Raw genomic sequence first — 16,546 nt, 5'->3', positions numbered from 1 at the left:
GATGAGTATCTAAGCGAGGGTGAGGTTCTTGCATACACGATCCGCAAACCCAACCATTCCGGATACCTTCGGCCATTAGGCCGGAGATGCCCTGCATCCGCCGGCATTTGGCGCCCGGTGCGGGGCAAAGGAGCGTGCAGATGAGCATCAGCTACACCGTGGGGGGAGCAACCTTCGCCGAGGAGGAACTGGCTGGGCACATCGTCGACGCCGTGAAAAAGATCTATTCCACCATGATCTTCATCGACGACATCGCCGACGAATACCCCCTCGACAAGCCGGTATCCCGTTTCACCTGCAGCATCTCGGGGATGATCGGCCTCGGCGGCGCCTTCTCGGGGATGGTGGGGGTTCACATCCCGGAAGAATTCGCCCGGGAGTCCACCGCTTCCATGCTCGGCATGGAGGTGGACGAGCTCGAAGGGGACGGCGACATCAACGACGCCATCGGCGAAATCACCAACATGCTCGCCGGCGAGATCAAGATGATCTTCTCCGACAAGGGGATGCCGGTCTGCCTCTCGACCCCGTCGATCATCGCCGGAAAGGATTACTCGGTGGAGGTCGTCTCCAGCGGCACCGCCGTGGTGGTCCCCTTCAGCCGGGGCGACCACCGCTTCCTGGCGACCCTCCAGATCGAGGGGTAACCACGCCCTCCATCTTTCCTTCCGCCGGACCTCCGGAAGGCCCGCATTCCGCGGGCCGCTGCCGTTACTTCTTCTTCACCCGGAACCCCGCCTGCTCCAGCTTCGCCAGATCGAGGCCGCCGGAGCCCTTCTCCTCCCGCGGCGAACGCTCTCCCTTCGGCTTCGGCGCCCCCCCTTCCATTGCCTCGCGGATGGAGAGGGAGATCCGCTTGCGGGCCACGTCCACGGCCAGCACCTTCACCTTCACCAGCTCGCCGGCCCGGACCGCGTCGTTGGGGTCCTTCACGAACCGCGTCGAGAGATGGCTCACATGGACGAGGCCGTCCTGGTGGACGCCGATGTCGACGAAGGCGCCGAAGGCGGTGACGTTGGTCACCACCCCCTGGAGCACCATCCCCTCCCTGAGGTCCGCCAGTTCCCGGATGTCGTCCCGGAAGGCGGCGGTCTTGAACTCCTCCCGGGGGTCGCGCCCCGGTTTCTTCAGCTCCTCCACGATGTCCCGCAGGGTCGGGAGTCCCACCGCGTCGGTCACGTAGCGCCTGAGATCGATCCGCGCCACCAGCGCCGGGTCGGCGGCAAGCTGCGTGAGCGACACGCCGAGATCGACGGCCATGGTCTCCACCACCGGGTAGCGCTCCGGGTGGACGGCGGTGTTGTCCAGGGGGTGCTCGCCGCCGCGGATCCGGAGAAAGCCCGCCGCCTGCTCGAAGGCCTTCTCGCCGAAGCGGGGGACCTTCAAAAGCCCCCGGCGCGAGGCGAAGGGGCCGGTGGCGTCCCGGTGGGCGACGATGGCCCTGGCCAGCGACTGTCCCACGCCGGAGACGGAGGAGAGGAGCGCCCAGGATGCGGTATTGAGATCGACCCCCACATGGTTCACGCACGACTCCACCACGTCGTCCAGGGCCTTCTGGAGGGCCTTCTGGTCCACGTCGTGCTGGTACTGCCCCACGCCGATGCTCTTGGGGTCGATCTTCACCAGCTCCGCCAGCGGGTCCTGGAGACGGCGGGCGATGGAGATGGCCCCCCGCACCGTGAGGTCCAGCTCCGGAAACTCATCCCGGGCGATCTCCGAGGCGGAGTAGACGCTGGCCCCGGCCTCGCTCACCATCACCACCGGCACCCGCTTCCCCGCCTCCGCCAGGGTCTCCTTGGTGAACTGCTCCACCTCCCGTCCCGCAGTGCCGTTCCCCACGGCGATCATCTCGACATCATGGGCCGCCACGAGCCGCAGGAGCTCCTTCTTCGCCCCGGCAACCCGTCCTTCGCCGGTGTGGGGGTAGATGGTCACGTGCTCCAGGAAGCGGCCGGTGCCGTCCACCGCCGCCAGCTTGGAGCCGGTCCTTAAGCCCGGGTCGATGCCCAAGACCCGCTTCCCCCCGGCCGGCGGGGCGAGCAGGAGATTTCGCAGGTTCTGGGCGAAGACCCGGATCGCCGCCTCGTCGGCCAGCTTCTTCGCCTCCAGCCGGAGCTCCACCTCGATGGAGGGGGCGATGAGCCGCTTGTAGGCATCCTCGGCCACCCGCTCCAGCAGCGGCCGGAAGATGCTCTCACGGGTGACGAGCCGCGCCTTCAGGCCGGCCAGGACCTGCTCCACCGGCGCCTCAATGGCCAGCAGCAGCACCTCCTCCTTTTCCCCCCGGCGCATGGCGAGCATCCGGTGGGAGGGGACCCCCTTCAGGGGCTCCCGGTGGTCGTAGTACATCTCGAACTTGGTGACCGCCCCCTTCTTGTCGCTCGCCACGCGGGAGGCGAAGATGCCGTCGTCCCCGGTGAGGCGGCGGACAAAGGCCCGGGCGTCGGCGTCGTCGGCCAGCCGCTCCGCCAGGATATGCCCCGCCCCCTCCAGGGCCGCCGCCGCATCGGGGACCTCCTTCACGAGGTCAACAAAGGGGAGGGCCGCCTCCTCGGGGGTGCCGGCGGTGAGTTCCTGGGCCGCCACGAGATCCGCCAACGGCTCCAGCCCCCGCTCCCGGGCGATGGTCGCCTTGGTGCGACGCTTGGGCTTGTAGGGGAGGTAGAGGTCCTCCACCTCGGTCTTCTGGCGGGAGGCCTCGATGCGCCCCTGCAACTCCGGCGTCAGCTTCCCCTGCTCCCCGATGGACTTGAGCACGGCGCTCTTCCGCTCCTCCAGCTCCGAGAAATAGGTGAACCGCTCCTCCACGGTGCGGATCTGCACCTCGTCCAGTTCGCCGGTCCGCTCCTTACGGTAGCGGGCGATGAACGGCACGGTGGCCCCCTCCTTCAGGAGCTCCACGGTGTTTTCCACCTGGAACGGCTTCAGGCCGGTCTCGTCGATGATGAACGTGGTGATTTTTCTCAGGGTTTCGCTGCTCTGACTCATGGTGCGTCCTTTGTCCGGCGGAATAATGATGCTGGGAGATTCGAGTTTCATATACGATCGCAGTGTACCTTGCATCCGGCGCATTCCCTGCTGCACGGCTCGATATGCACCAGAATATGGCTATGGGCGAGGCGATGCTCGATTTCGGCAGTAATAGTGTGGCTCAGCCTGTGCGCCGTTTCCACAGTCATGAACTTCGGTACCACCAGGTGCATGTCGATGTGCCGGACATGGCCCGCTTTCCGGGTCCTGAGCTTGTGATATTCGAGGAATTTGCCGCTGCTCTGTGTGAGGACCTCGTGAATGACTGCTTCCTCGTCATCCGGAAGCTTGACATCGAGGATATGGAAGAAAGCGGTCTTGGTGAGATCCCAGGCGGTCTTGATGATCAGCAGGGCGACAACTATGGCAATGATGGGGTCAAGTATGGCAATGCCGGTCAGCTTGATGGCAGCCAGTCCTCCAAGAACTCCGACAGAGGTATACACGTCCGTTCTCAGATGCATGGCATCTGCCTCAAGTGCTACTGAATCGGTCTTGACCGCCACATTCAGCAGATGCCGGGAAACGAAATAGTTCGCGACTGCGGAAGCGGCCATGACAGCTGCTCCAAGCCCCAGGCTTTCAACTTCGGCAACACCCGACCGCAACTTGTGGACTGCTACCCAGATGATGTACAACGCCGCCCCGAAGATGAGCACCGCTTCAATGGTTCCGGCGACATTCTCGATCTTGCCGTGACCGAAACGGTGCTCATCATCGGCAGGTTTACCCGCTTCACGGACGGAATACCAGGCAATGCCCGCGGCGACCAGGTCGATGCCGGAATGGATCGCCTCCGACAGAAGCGACACCGAACCGGATACGACGCCGACAATAAGTTTTGCAGTCACCAGAATTATGTTGGAGAAGACCGAGAGGCGGGCTGCCTTCCTTTTCAGTCTGTCGTTCTCTGCAGAAACCATCAGCTACTCCTCTTCTCCGCCGCCGACCGGGTTCTCCAGGCTGAGGATGCCAGCCCCCTCGTCATATGCAAAAAGTTCGGCATACCGTCCCCATTCTATGGCCACCCGGAGGACTCTTTCCGCTTCGTCCTCGCTGAAGAAGTCCTCGAGCTCGCGGAGGAATCGGTCTTCCTTGGTCCGGTTGCCCGGGCGATCGTCAAGTATCCTGCGAACATGTGCCGCCAGTGAAACATGTCTGATCAGATGCTCGGCAAATATCTCTTTGCGTCGGAGAATGTCCGCATCGACAAAGCTCTTTCCGGAAGCAGTCAGTTCCACATCCCCTCCTTCAACCCGGGCAAAGGCAAGAATGTCCAGTGCTTCCAGAAGGGGGAAGAGTTGATCGACACCGAACCCCATCTGGTCGGCCAGTTCGGGAAGATCGGCCTTGCCGCTGTATGGCTCTGAGGCAAGGGCCTCCATGAGGCCGGCGAGTCGGTTGACATGGGCTTCAGGAAGCCGATGAGAGAGCGGAACCGCTTCTGCCTTGGCGCCGCGGGGGCGTCTGGTCATCAGGGCATAGACCTCGTCGACGATCTGGCGGAACGCGGGTGCTTCACGGTCGCGCGGCTGCGGCAGTGGCACCGTCACTTCTGCGATCACCCGTCCGGGGGTATTCCCCAGAACCACGATCCGGTCAGCGAGCAATACTGCCTCTTCGATATTGTGCGAGACCAGCAGGATGCCCCTGGTGGGGATACGGCGTTCCAGCCAAAGCTCGATGAGGTCAGTGCGGAGGGTCTCCGCCGTAAGCACGTCGAGAGCGGAAAAGGCCTCGTCCATGAGCAACAGGGTCGGTTCCACCACCAGAGCCCGGGCGAAGCCCACCCTCTGCCGCATCCCTCCGGACAGTTCCTTGGGATAGGCCGACTCGAACCCATCCAGACCGATCAGGTCAATAGCGGCAAGGGCCCGGCGACGGCGCTCTTCCCGGGGGACTTTCTTTGCTTCCAGCCCCAGCTCGACATTCTCCAGCACGGTCAGCCACGGGAAAAGGGCAAAGGTCTGAAATACCATGGCCAACCCATCCATGGGTCCGTTCACCGGTTCGCCGCAGTAGAGCACATCGCCGGAAACCTGTCGCGTCAGTCCGGAAATGATGCGTAGCAGCGTGGACTTACCAGAGCCGGAACGACCGAGCAGGGCGACAATTTCACCTTCGGAAATGGTGAGATCGACCCCGTCGAGAACCAAGTGCTCATCCCCCTCGCTCTTCTTGTACGACTTCTTGATGTTTGTGAGCCTGAGCAGCGTGTTGTCAGTGCGAAGTGCTTCCATGTGCGCTTCCTTTCAGTCCAGGCGAAACCTGGTCTGGCTTATGGTGTAGAGCCGGCGCCAGAAGTAGCGATTGAACGCCACCACATAGAGGCTCATGACGGCAATGCCGAGAACGATGTGCGGATAGTCTCCCTTTTCGGTCCATTGGGCGATGTAGGAGCCGAGGCCGGTGGCCGTGAGCCTGGTGTCTCCCCAACTGACCACTTCGGCAACGATGCTGGCGTTCCATGTGCCCCCGGAGGCGGTTATCAACCCGGTCACCAGAGTCGGGAAAATGCCGGGCAAGAGCAGTCTCTGCCAGAGTTGCCAGCCGGAGACCCCCAGGTTGCGGGCAGCTTCGCGCAAGTCGGTCGGTATTGCTGCGGCCCCGGAGATGACGTTGAAGAGGATATACCATTGGGTTCCGAGAATCATGAGCGGCGCAGTCCAGACCTCCGGAGAAAGACGATACCGCACCATCAGGACCACCGCCACGGGGAAAAGAAGGTTGGCCGGAAAGGCCGCCAGAAACTGGGCGAGCGGCTGCACCCTGGTTGACCAGCGTGGATTGAGGCCAATGATCACCCCCAGCGGCACCCAGATCAGACACGCCAGCACCAGCAGGATGATGACCCGTGCCAGGGTGATCAGTCCCAGCCCAAAGACCCTGATGATTTCAGAGTGATCGACTCCCCTGCCGACAAACCTGACCAGGAGCCACACGCCAGCTGCCATGCCACCCCAGAGGCAGACATGCCAGAGCACGGCAGACAAAATCTCCAGCATACGCGAAGGTGGCCGGTGCTGCAGCTTCACTCGCGGCAATCTCGGCAGACGATCAGAAAAGAATCCCCACAGCTGGCCAATTCCCTCAATCCCGGCACGGAGGAACCTCGCCCGCTTGAAGAGGAGGAGCACCCACGACTCGGCACTCTCCTGGCTTTCGGTCAGTTCGAATTTGAACTTTTCGGCCCAGGCCACCAGCGGCCTGAAGAGGAGTTGGTCATAGATCAGGATCACCACCAGCATGGTGCAGAGCGCCCAGGCAATGGCGAGCAGGTTCTTTTCCTGGATGGCCTGGGCAACATAGGAGCCGATGCCGGGGAGGGTCACGGCGGTCTTTCCCACGGTTATGGCCTCTGAAGCAACCACGAAAAACCAGCCGCCGGAGACCGACATCATGGTGTTCCAGATCAGCCCCGGCGTAGCAAACGGGGCTTCCAGCCTCCAGAAGCGCTGCCAGGGCGAAAGCCCGAAGAGGATGGATGCCTCCTGAAGCTCCCTGGGTACGATGCGCAGTGATTGATAGAAGCTGAAAGCCATGTTCCATGCCTGAGAGGTGAAGATGGCAAAGATCGATGCCGCCTCGACCCCCAACAGGCTGCCTGGAAACAGGGCGATAAAACCGGTTACCGTGACTGAAAGAAAGCCGAGGATCGGCACCGACTGGAGAATGTCGAGAACAGGGATCAGGACGGCTTCTGCACGACGGCTCTTCGCCGCCAGCGTCGCATAGCTGAACGTGAACAGGAGGGAACAGACCAGGGCCGCCGCCATGCGCAGTACGCTGCGCAGGGCATAGACGGGCAGACGGACAGGATCGAGGGAGAGTGGAATCTGTTCGCCGGGGGTGTAGGGGACTGCCATCTGGCGGCTGCCCCATGCCAAAAGCGTGACAATCCCCATGACGAGCAGGAAGGCCACCACGTCCCAAGGGTTAAGGCGAATTTTCAAGTGCTGATCGGTCGAGTTTTTCATAGTTCCATCCATGACGCCAAACGGAATGGCATCTGCCGCAAGCCATCGGTGCGGGTCCGCACAGCGCCTTCGGCGCGCGGACTCGTGCATACCACAGCACAACGACTTTGTGACGTGAAATCAAAAATCAATATGAGCTTGTAAGGGAAAGGATAGAACTTTCCCTGCCTGATTTACCCGCACAACGCCAGCGGTCAATCTTCAAGGCAGGGGAGTGGAGGGAGCACGTGAAGGATTACCTGATGGATCGGCGGAAAGATGCTGAAGAAGCTGCTACTATGACTGCCCAATGCGGATCACCACCACCTTTCGCTTTTGACGTTGAGCAACAAAAAAAGCCACGGAGAACCGTGGCCTGATGGATTGCGTGCCGTGGTTCCCCTCTCGTAGGTTTTCAGCAGTGCACAACGTAGGTCCATGGGAACCAGCTACCTTAAGTCAAGCCTTAATCCGGCAAGACCTGGTCTACCCATTGGCGTCTTTCGACGTTTCCGGGCAGTAGCCTGTGTTTGTGCAAACGCCTCATGCTAACGAGGAACAGTGCATCTTATAAAATACTTTTTGAGGAAATGTCAACAGCGTGGAGTGTCAGAAAGGGAACGCCGGAAGGATTCAATGGCGGTCAATGCGGCAGGAGCCGCCGGTACAGAGGGGGGTGCGCCGGGGTAGATACGTTCTGATCCGGGCGAAGCCCCGGTAGCCGAGCCGAGCCAGGAGGTTCACGCCGGGAAGCATGACGAGGGTGCCGAGAAGACCGTAGAGTGTCGATGCGGGGAAGGCCTGCCAGATGGCCCAGAAGGCCTCTACGGCGCGATAGACCCGTCCGGAGCGGTCGATGGCGTGCATCTGGGCCATGAAGGCGTCGAGAGGGATGCCGTAGGGGGCGGGATCGAAGGCGGGGTCGCCGATGTCGACGAAGACGAGGCGCCCGCCGTGGTTCTTCGCCCGGTAGCGGGCCATCTCCGCCGCGCAGACGGAGCATGAGCCGTCGTAGAAGACTCTCAGGGGGAATTCGGGAGGAACTGGCATCGGCAGACCTCGCAGTCGGAGCATTCCGAAACCTATACCACGGAACCGGCCGACGGCAACCAGCCTCAGGGGGAGAGCCGGAAGAGCTGCTCCACCACGCAGGCAGGCTTTGCCTCCCCCTCGATCTCCACGGTGATTTCGTAGGTGATCTGCACTGCGGCGCCCAGGGGTTCCAGGGCGGCGAGGACGGTCCGGGCCCGGATGCGGGAGCCGGTCTTCACCGGCGCCGGGAAGCGGACCCGGTTCAGACCATAGTTGACCCGCAGCCGCATCCCGGGGTAATTCCGCTCGAACTGTCCCGGGGCGTTGGCCTCGGTGAGGAAGGGGAGGAGCGACAGGGTGAGGAAGCCGTGGGCAATGGTGGTGCCGTAGGGTGACTCATGCCGGGCCCGCTCCGGGTCGGTGTGGATCCACTGGATGTCGCCGGTGGCGGCGGCAAAGGCGTCGATCCGCCCCTGGTCCACGGCGAGCCAGGGACCCACGTGGATTTCGGTGCCGAGCTTCGGGGCGAGGAACGCGATGAGATCGTCCGCAGCGGCCATGGGGGCTCCTTGCGTCAGAATTCGATGCCGAGTTCGTGGAGCTGCCGGAGCGCCGTGCCGGCCCAGTCCCGGTTGGCGGCGGGGCTTGCCGGGCTCGGGTGGATGATCCGGCCGATGCGGAGATCCAGGCCTGCCAGGGCCTCGCGGCAGCGCTCTTCGGCAAAGCCTCCCACGCCGATCACCACCTGCGGCGCCAGGTACTCCACCGCCCGGCGCAGGGCCCGGTCGCAGAGGAGGGTGAGCCGCTCCCGCTCCGCCGTCCGGATCTTGTCCGGGGTGACGTTCCCCCCCTCGGCGGTCAAAAAGAGGAGGGGACAATAGTTAAGGACAAAAAAGCGGGCGAAGAACCGCTCCGGCTCCCCGAACCGCTCGCGGATGAGCCCCCAGAGCCGCCGGCCGCTCACCTCGCTCCGCCGGCAGGCGAAACCGTCGACCCGCTTCTTCGGGTGTTCGTCGGCAGGCTTCTCCACCGAGCCGTTGATCCCGAGCCACTCCTTTACCACCTCGATCTCGCCGAAGGGGACGCCGGTCTGGGCCATCCCCCACGGGCCGGGGTTCATCCCGACGAAGACCGCCTCCTTGGGGGGGGTGCCGAAACGGCGCAGGTACTCCCCGTGGGGGGCCCGGGCGTAGCGGAGGGGGTTGTAGACATGGGCCACCGGCCGGGAGAAGGCCAGGCTCTCCAGGACGGTGGAGAGTTCTTCGGCTATCGAAACGAGATCCACCGGGATTCTCCTTTATTCGACGCAAAAGGTCTCGCCGCCGACCTCGACCCGGTCGCCGGGCCGCAGCTTCCGCCCCCGGCGCAGTTCGGTCTCGCCGTTGACGCGCACCCCCCCTTCGGCGATGAGAATCTTCGCCTCGCCGCCGCTCGCCACGATGTTCTCCGCCTTGAGGAAGCTGTCGAGCTTGATGTGGTCGGTGTCGATCTTCACGGAACAGACTCTCCCTTCTCCGTCAAACGATGCTCATCAGGTTGTCTTTGTAGCATTTTTTTGGTAGAAAAAGGAGATTTTTCACGACACAAGGAGATCCCTGCCATGCTCACCACATCCGACTTCAAGCGCGGCCTCGTCATCAAGCTCGACGGCGCTCCGTGCACCATCCTCGACGTCCACTTTCAGTCCCCCTCGGCCCGGGGAGCCAGCACCATGGTCAAGACCAAGTACCGCAACCTCCTCACCGGCCAGGTGCTGGAGAAGACCTTCCGCTCCGGCGACAAGGTGGAGGAAGCCGACTTCGAGCGCCACAAGGGGCAGTTCCTCTACGCCGACGGCAGCCAGGGGGTCTTCATGGACCTGGAGACCTACGAGCAGTTCGAGATGGACGCCGAGGCCTTCGAGACAATCCGGTACTACCTCATCGACGGCGCCGAGGTCACCCTCCGCATCTTCCAGGAGCGGCTGGTCAGCGTCGACCCTCCCCAGGTGGTGGAGCTCACCGTCACCGACACCCCGCCGGTCATCAAGAACGCCACCGCCACGGCCCAGACCAAGGAGGCGACCCTCGAAACCGGGCTGACGCTCCAGGTTCCCCCCTATCTGGAGGTCGGCGAGAAGATCAAGGTCGACACCCGCGACTGCCGCTTCATCTCCCGGGCCTGACATAACTGCCCGTAACGGCGCAGCTTGACGCGGGATCAACCGACCCGCCTGTTACATTACTGTATGTGTTTTGTATTGACTTTCCCCGACCCTTTTTGGTACACATGGGGTCAGTTGCAACGAGCAGCGCAACAGAGCAGTTGATAGACGACAATACTAAACCATCCGCGAGGGTGGGGCGGAAAGCCCAGAGGGTCTCACCGAGATAGCCGGGTTGCCGAAATATCAGACGATATCGAGGCAACCCGGTTTTTTTGTGGGATGAATCCGGGATGCGCAGAGAAGAAGAGGGTGACAGCATGAAAAAGACAACGATCATTGCCAGGTTATTTCTCCCCCTGCTGCTGATGGCGTTCTTTGCAGGGTGCGGCGGCGGGGGCGGGTCGGCGGGCAATTCGGCAACAGGCGGCGGCACGCCATCAACTGACAGCTCCGCAGCAAACCCGGGCGGCGGGACCACCTCCGCGCCGGCGACCGGGAGCGGTTCCGGGGGGAGCACCGCGGCAACGGGGTCCGTCACGCTGGCCTGGGATGCACCCAGCGGCCCGTCGACGGCGAAGATCGCCGGCTACAAGGTGTATTACGGGACCGCGTCCCGCACCTACTCGAAGACCGTCAAGCTCGGCCTGGCGACGACCTGCTCCGTCACCGGCCTTGCCTCCGGAACCTACTATTTCACCGTAACGGCCTACGATGCTGCCGGTAACGAGAGCCCCTATTCCAACGAAACGACCCAGGCCGTCTCGTAACCCGAGCCGCCCGGAAAGCAATGCCGCTGAATATTTTGTTGACACCGTCAATGATTCACGCTATATCTGACAACTCTTTACGCCCAGGTAGCTCAGTCGGTAGAGCAGAGGACTGAAAATCCTCGTGTCGGCGGTTCGATTCCGTCCCTGGGCACCATAAAAATCAAGGGGTTAGGCGTTCAGCCTGACCCCTTTTTCTTTAATTTCAAGACTACATTGTGACTACAACCTAACCCATTGATTTTACGTAACCCTTCAGATGCTTTTACCCTCAAAGTCCCCCGATAAATAGATTTTCCTTCTTGATAGATAGCAACATAAATGTTACTTGTATTCTATGAGCTATCAGGTTGTTGAACTTTTACTTAAAGACGGAACAAGCCCTTACGGAACCTGGTTTAATTCTCTCGATCCGGTAGCAGCTGCCAAGGTGAGGATTGCCACGTTACGGATAGAGCAAGGCAATACTTCAAGCATAAAATGGTTCGAAGGCATTGGAGAATACAAAATCGACTGGGGGCCAGGTTATCGAATTTATCTCGCTCAAGACGGCTTAAAAATTATCGTCTTGCTTGGTGGTGGGACGAAAAAGGGGCAGTCAAAAGACATAGAGCGAGCGCTGGCCCTGTGGATCGACTATAAACGTCGCAAGAAAACCTTGAAGAAGAGCTAAACGCGGCAGGATTCGAGGATTCAGGAAGAGAGGATAGTAGACATGGCACTTACTCGTGATTTCAAGGAAACGGTTGTGTTTCGGGTGAAAAACGATCCTGAGTTTGCACAGGTGCTCTTAAATGAAGCGGTGACCCTTTTTCTCAGCGGTGACGCAGAGACGGCGAAACTTGTTCTCCGCGATCTCGTAAATGCGACCGTTGGCTTTGAACGTCTGGCGGAAGATATCCACAAGCCGAGCAAAAGCCTTCATCGGATGTTGTCAAAGGCCGGCAATCCAACAATGGAGAGCCTTTCTGCTATATTCGCCGCGATAACCAATTTTCTCAAAGTGAACATCAAAGCCGTTACGACACCGCTTAACGATGCACATGCATTTGGTCGCTCGCTCCGAGAGGCATAAGCCATGACCAAAGCAGACATCGCTGAAACTATCTCAGCCCGCCTTATTACCTCACAGCGAGAATCTCTCGACCTCGTCGAGGCCGTGCTTGAGCTGGTAAAGGGCCGGCTTGAGCGAGGTGAAACTGTAAAGATTTCCGGATTTGGCATCTTCGAAGTGAAGCAAAAGAAGGACCGACGAGGGCGCAAGCCTCAGACAGGGGAAGATTTGACCATCGAGGCTCGTCGGGTGCTTACGTTCCGCCTGAGCCCATTGCTAAAGCGGAGCCTTACGGAATCGCTTCGGCCCCTCAGTTGCCCCGAGTGATATAGATAGTTCGCCCTGCCCCGGCCTCTCGCCGGGGCTTTTTGCTTCAGCCTCCCCGTCCGCCTTCGACAGAGGAGGCTTTTTAGTTGATCGACATGTTCCTTGTTAAGAAGCCGGGGGCTGTCAATGTAGCACCCATTTCCCATATTGCTTAATTCTTTCATATATGGCATCCGGTGCAAGGTCGATCTCATCCGGCCATGTAACTACCCCGTACTCCACAAAAACCTGAGCAATGCCTAATCTCTTAATTAGTCGTCCCTGAAAAAGTGTAACCAATTGAAGTTACGAATATAATTTGCCGTTATTGTGTGATAAAATCGCCAACAATTGAATCAAGACCTTCAAAACACGGTGATTTCATGCAGCCAAAATCAGGTTCCCAGGATCAAGGTGATCTATTCCGCTCCCGGTTGGACCAGTTTCTGAACCGCCAGCATCCCCTGTTCAAACTGGCGGATTCCATCGACTGGTCGGTTTTTGAAAAAGAGTTCGGCTCCCTGTACGTCGAGAACGTCGGTCGCCCCGGCCTGCCAATCCGGTTGATGGTTGCTCTCCACTATCTCAAGCATGCGTTCAACGTCAGTGACGAGACGGTGGTTGCCCAGTTCGTTGAAAACGGCTACTGGCAGTACTTTTGCGGCTTTGAGTACTTCCAGCACGAGTTTCCGCTCAACCCGACCAGCCTGGTCAAGTGGCGCCAGCGCATTGGTCACAAAGGGGTGGAGAAACTCCTCAAAGTAACCATCGAAACCGCCAAGGCGAAAGATACGTGACCGAAGAGCATCTGGAACGGGTCAATGTCGATACCACCGTCCAGGAGAAGGCGATTGCCTTTCCGACAGATGCCCGGCTCTACCACAAGGCCCGTCGTATCCTGGTCCGCCAGGCAAAGAAAGCCGGCATCGAACTCCGCCAAAGCTACGAGCGCCTGGGCAAGACAGCATTCATCATGCAGGGGCGTTACAGCCATGCCCGCCAGGCGAAGCGGGCCAGGCGTGAACAGAAAAGGCTTTGGCTCTACCTTGGCCGGGTCATCCGCGACATCGAGCGCAAATGTCAGGAACCGGATTCACTGCTGGCCACCATGCTGGAGCGGGCCAAGCGGATCTTCACCCAGAAGCGGGATGACAAGAACAAACTCTACAGCATGCAAGCCCCGGAAGTAGAATGCATCGCCAAGGGGAAAGCCCACAAGAAGTACGAGTTCGGCTGCAAGGTGTCACTGGTCAGCACCTCGAAAGACAACTGGATCGTCGGCATACAGGCTCTTCACGGGAATCCGTATGACGGGCATACGCTCAAAGACGCGCTTGCCCAGGCAGAACAGATCACTGGGTGGCGGCCAGGCAATGCTTACTGCGACAAAGGCTACAAGGGAGAACCAAAGTTCATCGAGAAAACAGCAGTTCACCTGGCCAATCGGAAGAAAAAGAGCATGAAGCCCAGAGAATGGGACTGGTTCAAACGGCGCAGTGCCATAGAGCCGATCATTGGGCACACGAAGTCGGATCACCGGATGAACCGTAACTATCTCAAAGGCGAAGAAGGCGACAAAATCAACGCCCTCCTGGCCGGATGCGGTTTCAACCTCAGGAAGCTCCTCCGAGCGATCCTTTTTGGGCTTTTCAAAGAACGATTCAGAGCCCTCTGCACCGAGTGGGATGACGTGCTCCAATGTTTCAACCGAAATCATCAACCCGCCTGAAGCAAAATCAGGCGTTTTTCAGGGTCGACTAATTACCCAGATGCCCTCCCGTCAGATTTCTTGCCTAATTCCAAATCCTGAAACAAAACATCCCCGTTGAAATCTCAACGAGGAGGATTTAAAAACCCAGATTTTACGGGCCCTGGAACCCAAAAAGAATTATGCTTATATAACATCAGGATGTAATGATGATAATAAATTATTTGTTGGGGGGGCGGGTAATATTAGAACCGAATTTGGTGGTTAAATATTGGTATAAATTCATGCATAAATTTAAGCATGATTTCATGATAAAATTTAGCCACGTAATGCCTTTTGGCATAAATTTATGCGTAAATTTGCGTATAAATTTATGCCACTCCCTTCCATCGCCCCGGCCGGGTCGGCACGGGGAAGAGGTGGAAGAACCGAAGAGTTTCGAGTGGGAAGCTCTTAGTTGACGGAGGGGATGTACCTGCTTCGCGACATGCCCGCCTTGTTCACCGAGGTCGAATCCGGCGCCTTTCTGCGGGATTGCTCGTCTTCGAGGGCCCGGGCGCTGAAACTCAAGCTCTTCTCCTGTCTTGCTTACTTCTTCAGCCACCTTTGCGTAACGAGAATCGGATTTGAGGACATACGAAACAATCTTCACCCTGAACTGGTACAGGAAGCCAACGCTAAAGAAGTTCAGGTGATCAGGCAGAATGCTGCTGATTTCGCGGCAGAGGTTCGGTCTGTCATCGAGTCCATGCGTGCACAAGGGAAGAGCTTGGGCATATTGCTGCAGAACTGGAACCACTGAGAGTGAAGACCACAAGAGACGGCGACTGGACAGCAACGATCGCCAAGAACGTGACAAATCTGATCAGATGATGCTTCTTCAATGAATTAATGACCTTAAAAGAGGCCGGGGCTGTTTCCCATGAGGGAAATACGAAGCCCTGGCCTCCTGCTTTTCTGGTCAGCAGTGGTGTCGATTATCGCCTGCAACGGAGTTGCGGCAAGAGAGGGACGGGCGTTCCCTCCCTTAATCCATCAAGGTGAAAAGCTAAATTTCTTGGAAAAGCGCGGTGGAAAGGTAGCGCTCGCCCGTATCGGGCAATATCACTACAATCTGCTTTCCGACGTTCTCCGGCCGCTTCGCTATCTGGAGCGCGGCGAATGCCGCAGCTCCGCCGGATATGCCGACGAGAAGCCCCTCCTCCAGTGCCAGCCTCCGGCCCACGGCAAAGGCCTCTTCGTTCTTCACCTTGAAGATCTCGTCGATCACCTCGGTGTTGAGGACGTCAGGGACGAAGCCGGCGCCGATCCCCTGAATCTTGTGGGGGCCGGGCTGACCGCCGGAGAGGACCGGGGAGTCGAAGGGCTCCACCGCTATGACCTTCAGGCCGGGCTTGCGCACTTTGAGCACCTCGCCCACGCCGGTGATGGTTCCGCCGGTGCCGACACCGCCGATCACGATGTCCACTTTGCCGTCGGTGTCGTTCCATATCTCTTCCGCCGTGGTGGCCCGGTGGATCTCGGGGTTCGCCGGATTCTTGAACTGCTGGGGCACATAGGAATTGGGAATCTCCGCCGCCAGCTCCGCCGCCCTTTCCACCGCCCCCTTCATCCCCTTGGCGCCGGGAGTGAGAACCAGTTCGGCGCCATAGGCCTTGAGGAGGTTGCGGCGCTCGACACTCATGGTGTCGGGCATGGTGAGGATGAGCCGGTAGCCCCGGGCCGCGGCCACGAAGGCCAGGGCGATACCGGTGTTGCCGCTCGTCGGCTCGATGATAACGGTATCTTTTTTGATATACCCTTTTTCCTCGGCATCCTTGATCATGGCGAAGCCGATCCGGTCCTTCACGCTGCCGCCGGGGTTGAACGCCTCGAGCTTCGCCACCACCTCCGCCGGGGCTCCGTCGGTTACGCGGTTAAATCGCAGAAGCGGGGTGCTGCCGATAAGGTCGGTAAGGTTGCTGTGAATACGTGCCATGGTTGTTGCCTCCTCGTGATTCGGGTTAGTGGGGTGAAGCCCCGTACTTGTCTGTAGCTAATTAGGTTGTATTGGCCGTGCCGAGATACCGCTTGCCGACAAGCGTGAGTGCTTCGTCGACAGTCCCCTTGAGAACTAGAGGGAGCACACGGCGGGCGATAAGGGCATCGATGGCGCCGGGGCCGATCTGGCTCACCACTACCCAGCGGCAGTCAGCCACGCGATCAACGGCCTGATCCAGGAGATCATCGGAATGGGCACCGCCTGCGCATGGGGGGAGACCCTCGCGGTCTTCCTCATAAAGCCAATTCCCCCCTTCAAACCGGTAGACCCTGAAACGCCGCGCCCTCCCGAAATGCTCGTCGATGCGATTGCCATCACTGCTCGCAACTGCCAGCTTTTTCTCCATTTTCTTCTCTCCGAAAACAAAAGGCCAAGGGAGAGGTTCCGTCCGGAACGAGCCCTGGCCTCCAGTTGTCTGGTCAGTCAAGTGTCAATCAGGTTAAACAATAGCTCTATTTATCCCATTTCTTTAGTAGTGATTTGATCCTACAAAACCACAGCAAGTG

Annotated in this window: 18 protein-coding genes, 1 tRNA gene, 1 pseudogene and 2 riboswitches; of the genes and pseudogenes, 9 read left to right on the top strand and 11 right to left on the bottom strand. The window is 59.5% G+C overall.

The annotated features are described in order from the left end of the window. The first annotated feature begins 140 nt into the window (after positions 1-140). Positions 141-647, top strand: coding sequence for a chemotaxis protein CheX (locus tag GPICK_RS01345; protein WP_039739847.1), 507 nt, complete (start codon positions 141-143; stop codon positions 645-647). Positions 648-711: 64 nt separating this feature from the next. On the opposite strand, the gene GPICK_RS01340 is transcribed toward GPICK_RS01345, so the two are convergent. The 8 genes from GPICK_RS01340 to GPICK_RS01305 all read right to left on the bottom strand — a co-directional run bounded on the left by GPICK_RS01340 (position 712) and on the right by GPICK_RS01305 (position 9,513). Beyond that, positions 712-2,988 (bottom strand): Tex family protein, encoded by a 2,277-nt coding sequence (locus tag GPICK_RS01340; protein ID WP_039745114.1) that lies wholly within the window; start codon positions 2,986-2,988, stop codon positions 712-714. Between the two features lie 47 nt (positions 2,989-3,035). Next, a complete protein-coding gene (locus GPICK_RS01335) occupies positions 3,036-3,953 on the bottom strand; it encodes a cation diffusion facilitator family transporter (RefSeq protein ID WP_039739844.1) in 918 nt (305 codons plus the stop codon). A gap of 3 nt (positions 3,954-3,956) precedes the next feature. After that, entirely contained in the window at positions 3,957-5,270 is a 1,314-nt protein-coding gene (locus GPICK_RS01330) for an ABC transporter ATP-binding protein (RefSeq protein WP_039739841.1), read from the bottom strand. Between the two features lie 12 nt (positions 5,271-5,282). Continuing rightward, the gene (locus GPICK_RS01325) at positions 5,283-6,983 is read right to left on the bottom strand and encodes an ABC transporter permease (protein ID WP_236685607.1); all 1,701 of its coding nucleotides are present in this window, start codon (positions 6,981-6,983) and stop codon (positions 5,283-5,285) included. 396 nt (positions 6,984-7,379) lie between these two features. Further along, positions 7,380-7,549, bottom strand: a riboswitch (M-box (ykoK) riboswitch). A 70-nt stretch (positions 7,550-7,619) separates the two neighbouring features. Next, positions 7,620-8,036 (bottom strand): thiol-disulfide oxidoreductase DCC family protein, encoded by a 417-nt coding sequence (locus GPICK_RS01320; protein WP_039739835.1) that lies wholly within the window; start codon positions 8,034-8,036, stop codon positions 7,620-7,622. Positions 8,037-8,101: 65 nt separating this feature from the next. Next, positions 8,102-8,578 carry a MaoC family dehydratase gene (locus GPICK_RS01315; protein ID WP_039739833.1) on the bottom strand — a complete coding sequence of 159 codons (477 nt, stop codon included), beginning with the start codon at positions 8,576-8,578 and terminating at the stop codon, positions 8,102-8,104. A gap of 14 nt (positions 8,579-8,592) precedes the next feature. Beyond that, entirely contained in the window at positions 8,593-9,303 is a 711-nt protein-coding gene (locus tag GPICK_RS01310; RefSeq protein ID WP_039739830.1) for a uracil-DNA glycosylase family protein, read from the bottom strand. Between the two features lie 12 nt (positions 9,304-9,315). Continuing rightward, on the bottom strand, positions 9,316-9,513 hold the full coding sequence (locus GPICK_RS01305; protein ID WP_039739827.1) for an RNA-binding S4 domain-containing protein: 198 nt from the start codon (positions 9,511-9,513) through the stop codon (positions 9,316-9,318). A gap of 105 nt (positions 9,514-9,618) precedes the next feature. Here GPICK_RS01305 and GPICK_RS01300 point away from each other — a divergent pair, with 105 nt between their 5' ends. The 6 genes from GPICK_RS01300 to GPICK_RS01275 all read left to right on the top strand — a co-directional run bounded on the left by GPICK_RS01300 (position 9,619) and on the right by GPICK_RS01275 (position 12,312). Further along, a complete protein-coding gene (locus GPICK_RS01300; RefSeq protein ID WP_039739824.1) occupies positions 9,619-10,182 on the top strand; it encodes an elongation factor P in 564 nt (187 codons plus the stop codon). A 145-nt stretch (positions 10,183-10,327) separates the two neighbouring features. Then, a riboswitch (cyclic di-GMP riboswitch) is annotated at positions 10,328-10,404 on the top strand. 77 nt (positions 10,405-10,481) lie between these two features. Next, positions 10,482-10,931, top strand: coding sequence for a fibronectin type III domain-containing protein (locus tag GPICK_RS01295; protein ID WP_039739823.1), 450 nt, complete (start codon positions 10,482-10,484; stop codon positions 10,929-10,931). 81 nt (positions 10,932-11,012) lie between these two features. Further along, positions 11,013-11,088 (top strand) — tRNA-Phe (locus tag GPICK_RS01290). Between the two features lie 180 nt (positions 11,089-11,268). After that, entirely contained in the window at positions 11,269-11,604 is a 336-nt protein-coding gene (locus GPICK_RS01285; RefSeq protein WP_039739704.1) for a type II toxin-antitoxin system RelE/ParE family toxin, read from the top strand. Positions 11,605-11,646: 42 nt separating this feature from the next. Further along, positions 11,647-12,006 (top strand): helix-turn-helix domain-containing transcriptional regulator, encoded by a 360-nt coding sequence (locus tag GPICK_RS01280; RefSeq protein WP_052263221.1) that lies wholly within the window; start codon positions 11,647-11,649, stop codon positions 12,004-12,006. Between the two features lie 3 nt (positions 12,007-12,009). Then, on the top strand, positions 12,010-12,312 hold the full coding sequence (locus GPICK_RS01275) for an integration host factor subunit alpha (RefSeq protein WP_039739820.1): 303 nt from the start codon (positions 12,010-12,012) through the stop codon (positions 12,310-12,312). 123 nt (positions 12,313-12,435) lie between these two features. On the opposite strand, the gene GPICK_RS18070 is transcribed toward GPICK_RS01275, so the two are convergent. Further along, complete coding sequence (locus GPICK_RS18070; protein ID WP_330217058.1) at positions 12,436-12,591, bottom strand: DUF2442 domain-containing protein; 156 nt, start codon at positions 12,589-12,591, stop codon at positions 12,436-12,438. 83 nt (positions 12,592-12,674) lie between these two features. Here GPICK_RS18070 and GPICK_RS01270 point away from each other — a divergent pair. Both GPICK_RS01270 and GPICK_RS01265 read left to right on the top strand, forming a co-directional pair. Beyond that, positions 12,675-14,020 (top strand): annotated as a pseudogene (locus tag GPICK_RS01270) (IS5 family transposase). 448 nt (positions 14,021-14,468) lie between these two features. Then, complete coding sequence (locus tag GPICK_RS01265; protein ID WP_039739818.1) at positions 14,469-14,801, top strand: hypothetical protein; 333 nt, start codon at positions 14,469-14,471, stop codon at positions 14,799-14,801. Positions 14,802-15,047: 246 nt separating this feature from the next. On the opposite strand, the gene cysK is transcribed toward GPICK_RS01265, so the two are convergent. Together cysK and GPICK_RS01255 are read right to left on the bottom strand one after the other, a co-directional pair. After that, a complete protein-coding gene (gene cysK / locus GPICK_RS01260) occupies positions 15,048-15,977 on the bottom strand; it encodes a cysteine synthase A (protein ID WP_039739817.1) in 930 nt (309 codons plus the stop codon). 61 nt (positions 15,978-16,038) lie between these two features. After that, the gene (locus GPICK_RS01255) at positions 16,039-16,386 is read right to left on the bottom strand and encodes a NifB/NifX family molybdenum-iron cluster-binding protein (RefSeq protein ID WP_052263228.1); all 348 of its coding nucleotides are present in this window, start codon (positions 16,384-16,386) and stop codon (positions 16,039-16,041) included. Between the last annotated feature and the right edge of the window lie 160 nt (positions 16,387-16,546).

This window comes from Geobacter pickeringii (assembly GCF_000817955.1).
Lineage (GTDB): Bacteria > Desulfobacterota > Desulfuromonadia > Geobacterales > Geobacteraceae > Geobacter > Geobacter pickeringii.
The sequence above is the reverse complement of the archived record's forward strand: the minus strand, read 5'-3'. Positions and strand labels throughout refer to the sequence as shown.

Bases quoted from the DNA above. Each gene is read 5' to 3' on its own strand.
- GPICK_RS01275 (WP_039739820.1), top strand. From the start codon at position 12,010: ATGACCAAAGCAGACATCGCTGAAACTATCTCAGCCCGCCTTATTACC.
- GPICK_RS01335 (WP_039739844.1), bottom strand. From the start codon at position 3,953: ATGGTTTCTGCAGAGAACGACAGACTGAAAAGGAAGGCAGCCCGCCTC.
- GPICK_RS01295 (WP_039739823.1), top strand. From the start codon at position 10,482: ATGAAAAAGACAACGATCATTGCCAGGTTATTTCTCCCCCTGCTGCTG.
- GPICK_RS01280 (WP_052263221.1), top strand. From the start codon at position 11,647: ATGGCACTTACTCGTGATTTCAAGGAAACGGTTGTGTTTCGGGTGAAA.
- GPICK_RS01320 (WP_039739835.1), bottom strand. From the start codon at position 8,036: ATGCCAGTTCCTCCCGAATTCCCCCTGAGAGTCTTCTACGACGGCTCA.
- GPICK_RS01315 (WP_039739833.1), bottom strand. From the start codon at position 8,578: ATGGCCGCTGCGGACGATCTCATCGCGTTCCTCGCCCCGAAGCTCGGC.
- GPICK_RS01265 (WP_039739818.1), top strand. From the start codon at position 14,469: ATGTACCTGCTTCGCGACATGCCCGCCTTGTTCACCGAGGTCGAATCC.
- GPICK_RS01330 (WP_039739841.1), bottom strand. From the start codon at position 5,270: ATGGAAGCACTTCGCACTGACAACACGCTGCTCAGGCTCACAAACATC.
- GPICK_RS01285 (WP_039739704.1), top strand. From the start codon at position 11,269: ATGAGCTATCAGGTTGTTGAACTTTTACTTAAAGACGGAACAAGCCCT.
- GPICK_RS01300 (WP_039739824.1), top strand. From the start codon at position 9,619: ATGCTCACCACATCCGACTTCAAGCGCGGCCTCGTCATCAAGCTCGAC.
- GPICK_RS01340 (WP_039745114.1), bottom strand. From the start codon at position 2,988: ATGAGTCAGAGCAGCGAAACCCTGAGAAAAATCACCACGTTCATCATC.
- cysK (WP_039739817.1), bottom strand. From the start codon at position 15,977: ATGGCACGTATTCACAGCAACCTTACCGACCTTATCGGCAGCACCCCG.
- GPICK_RS01255 (WP_052263228.1), bottom strand. From the start codon at position 16,386: ATGGAGAAAAAGCTGGCAGTTGCGAGCAGTGATGGCAATCGCATCGAC.
- GPICK_RS01345 (WP_039739847.1), top strand. From the start codon at position 141: ATGAGCATCAGCTACACCGTGGGGGGAGCAACCTTCGCCGAGGAGGAA.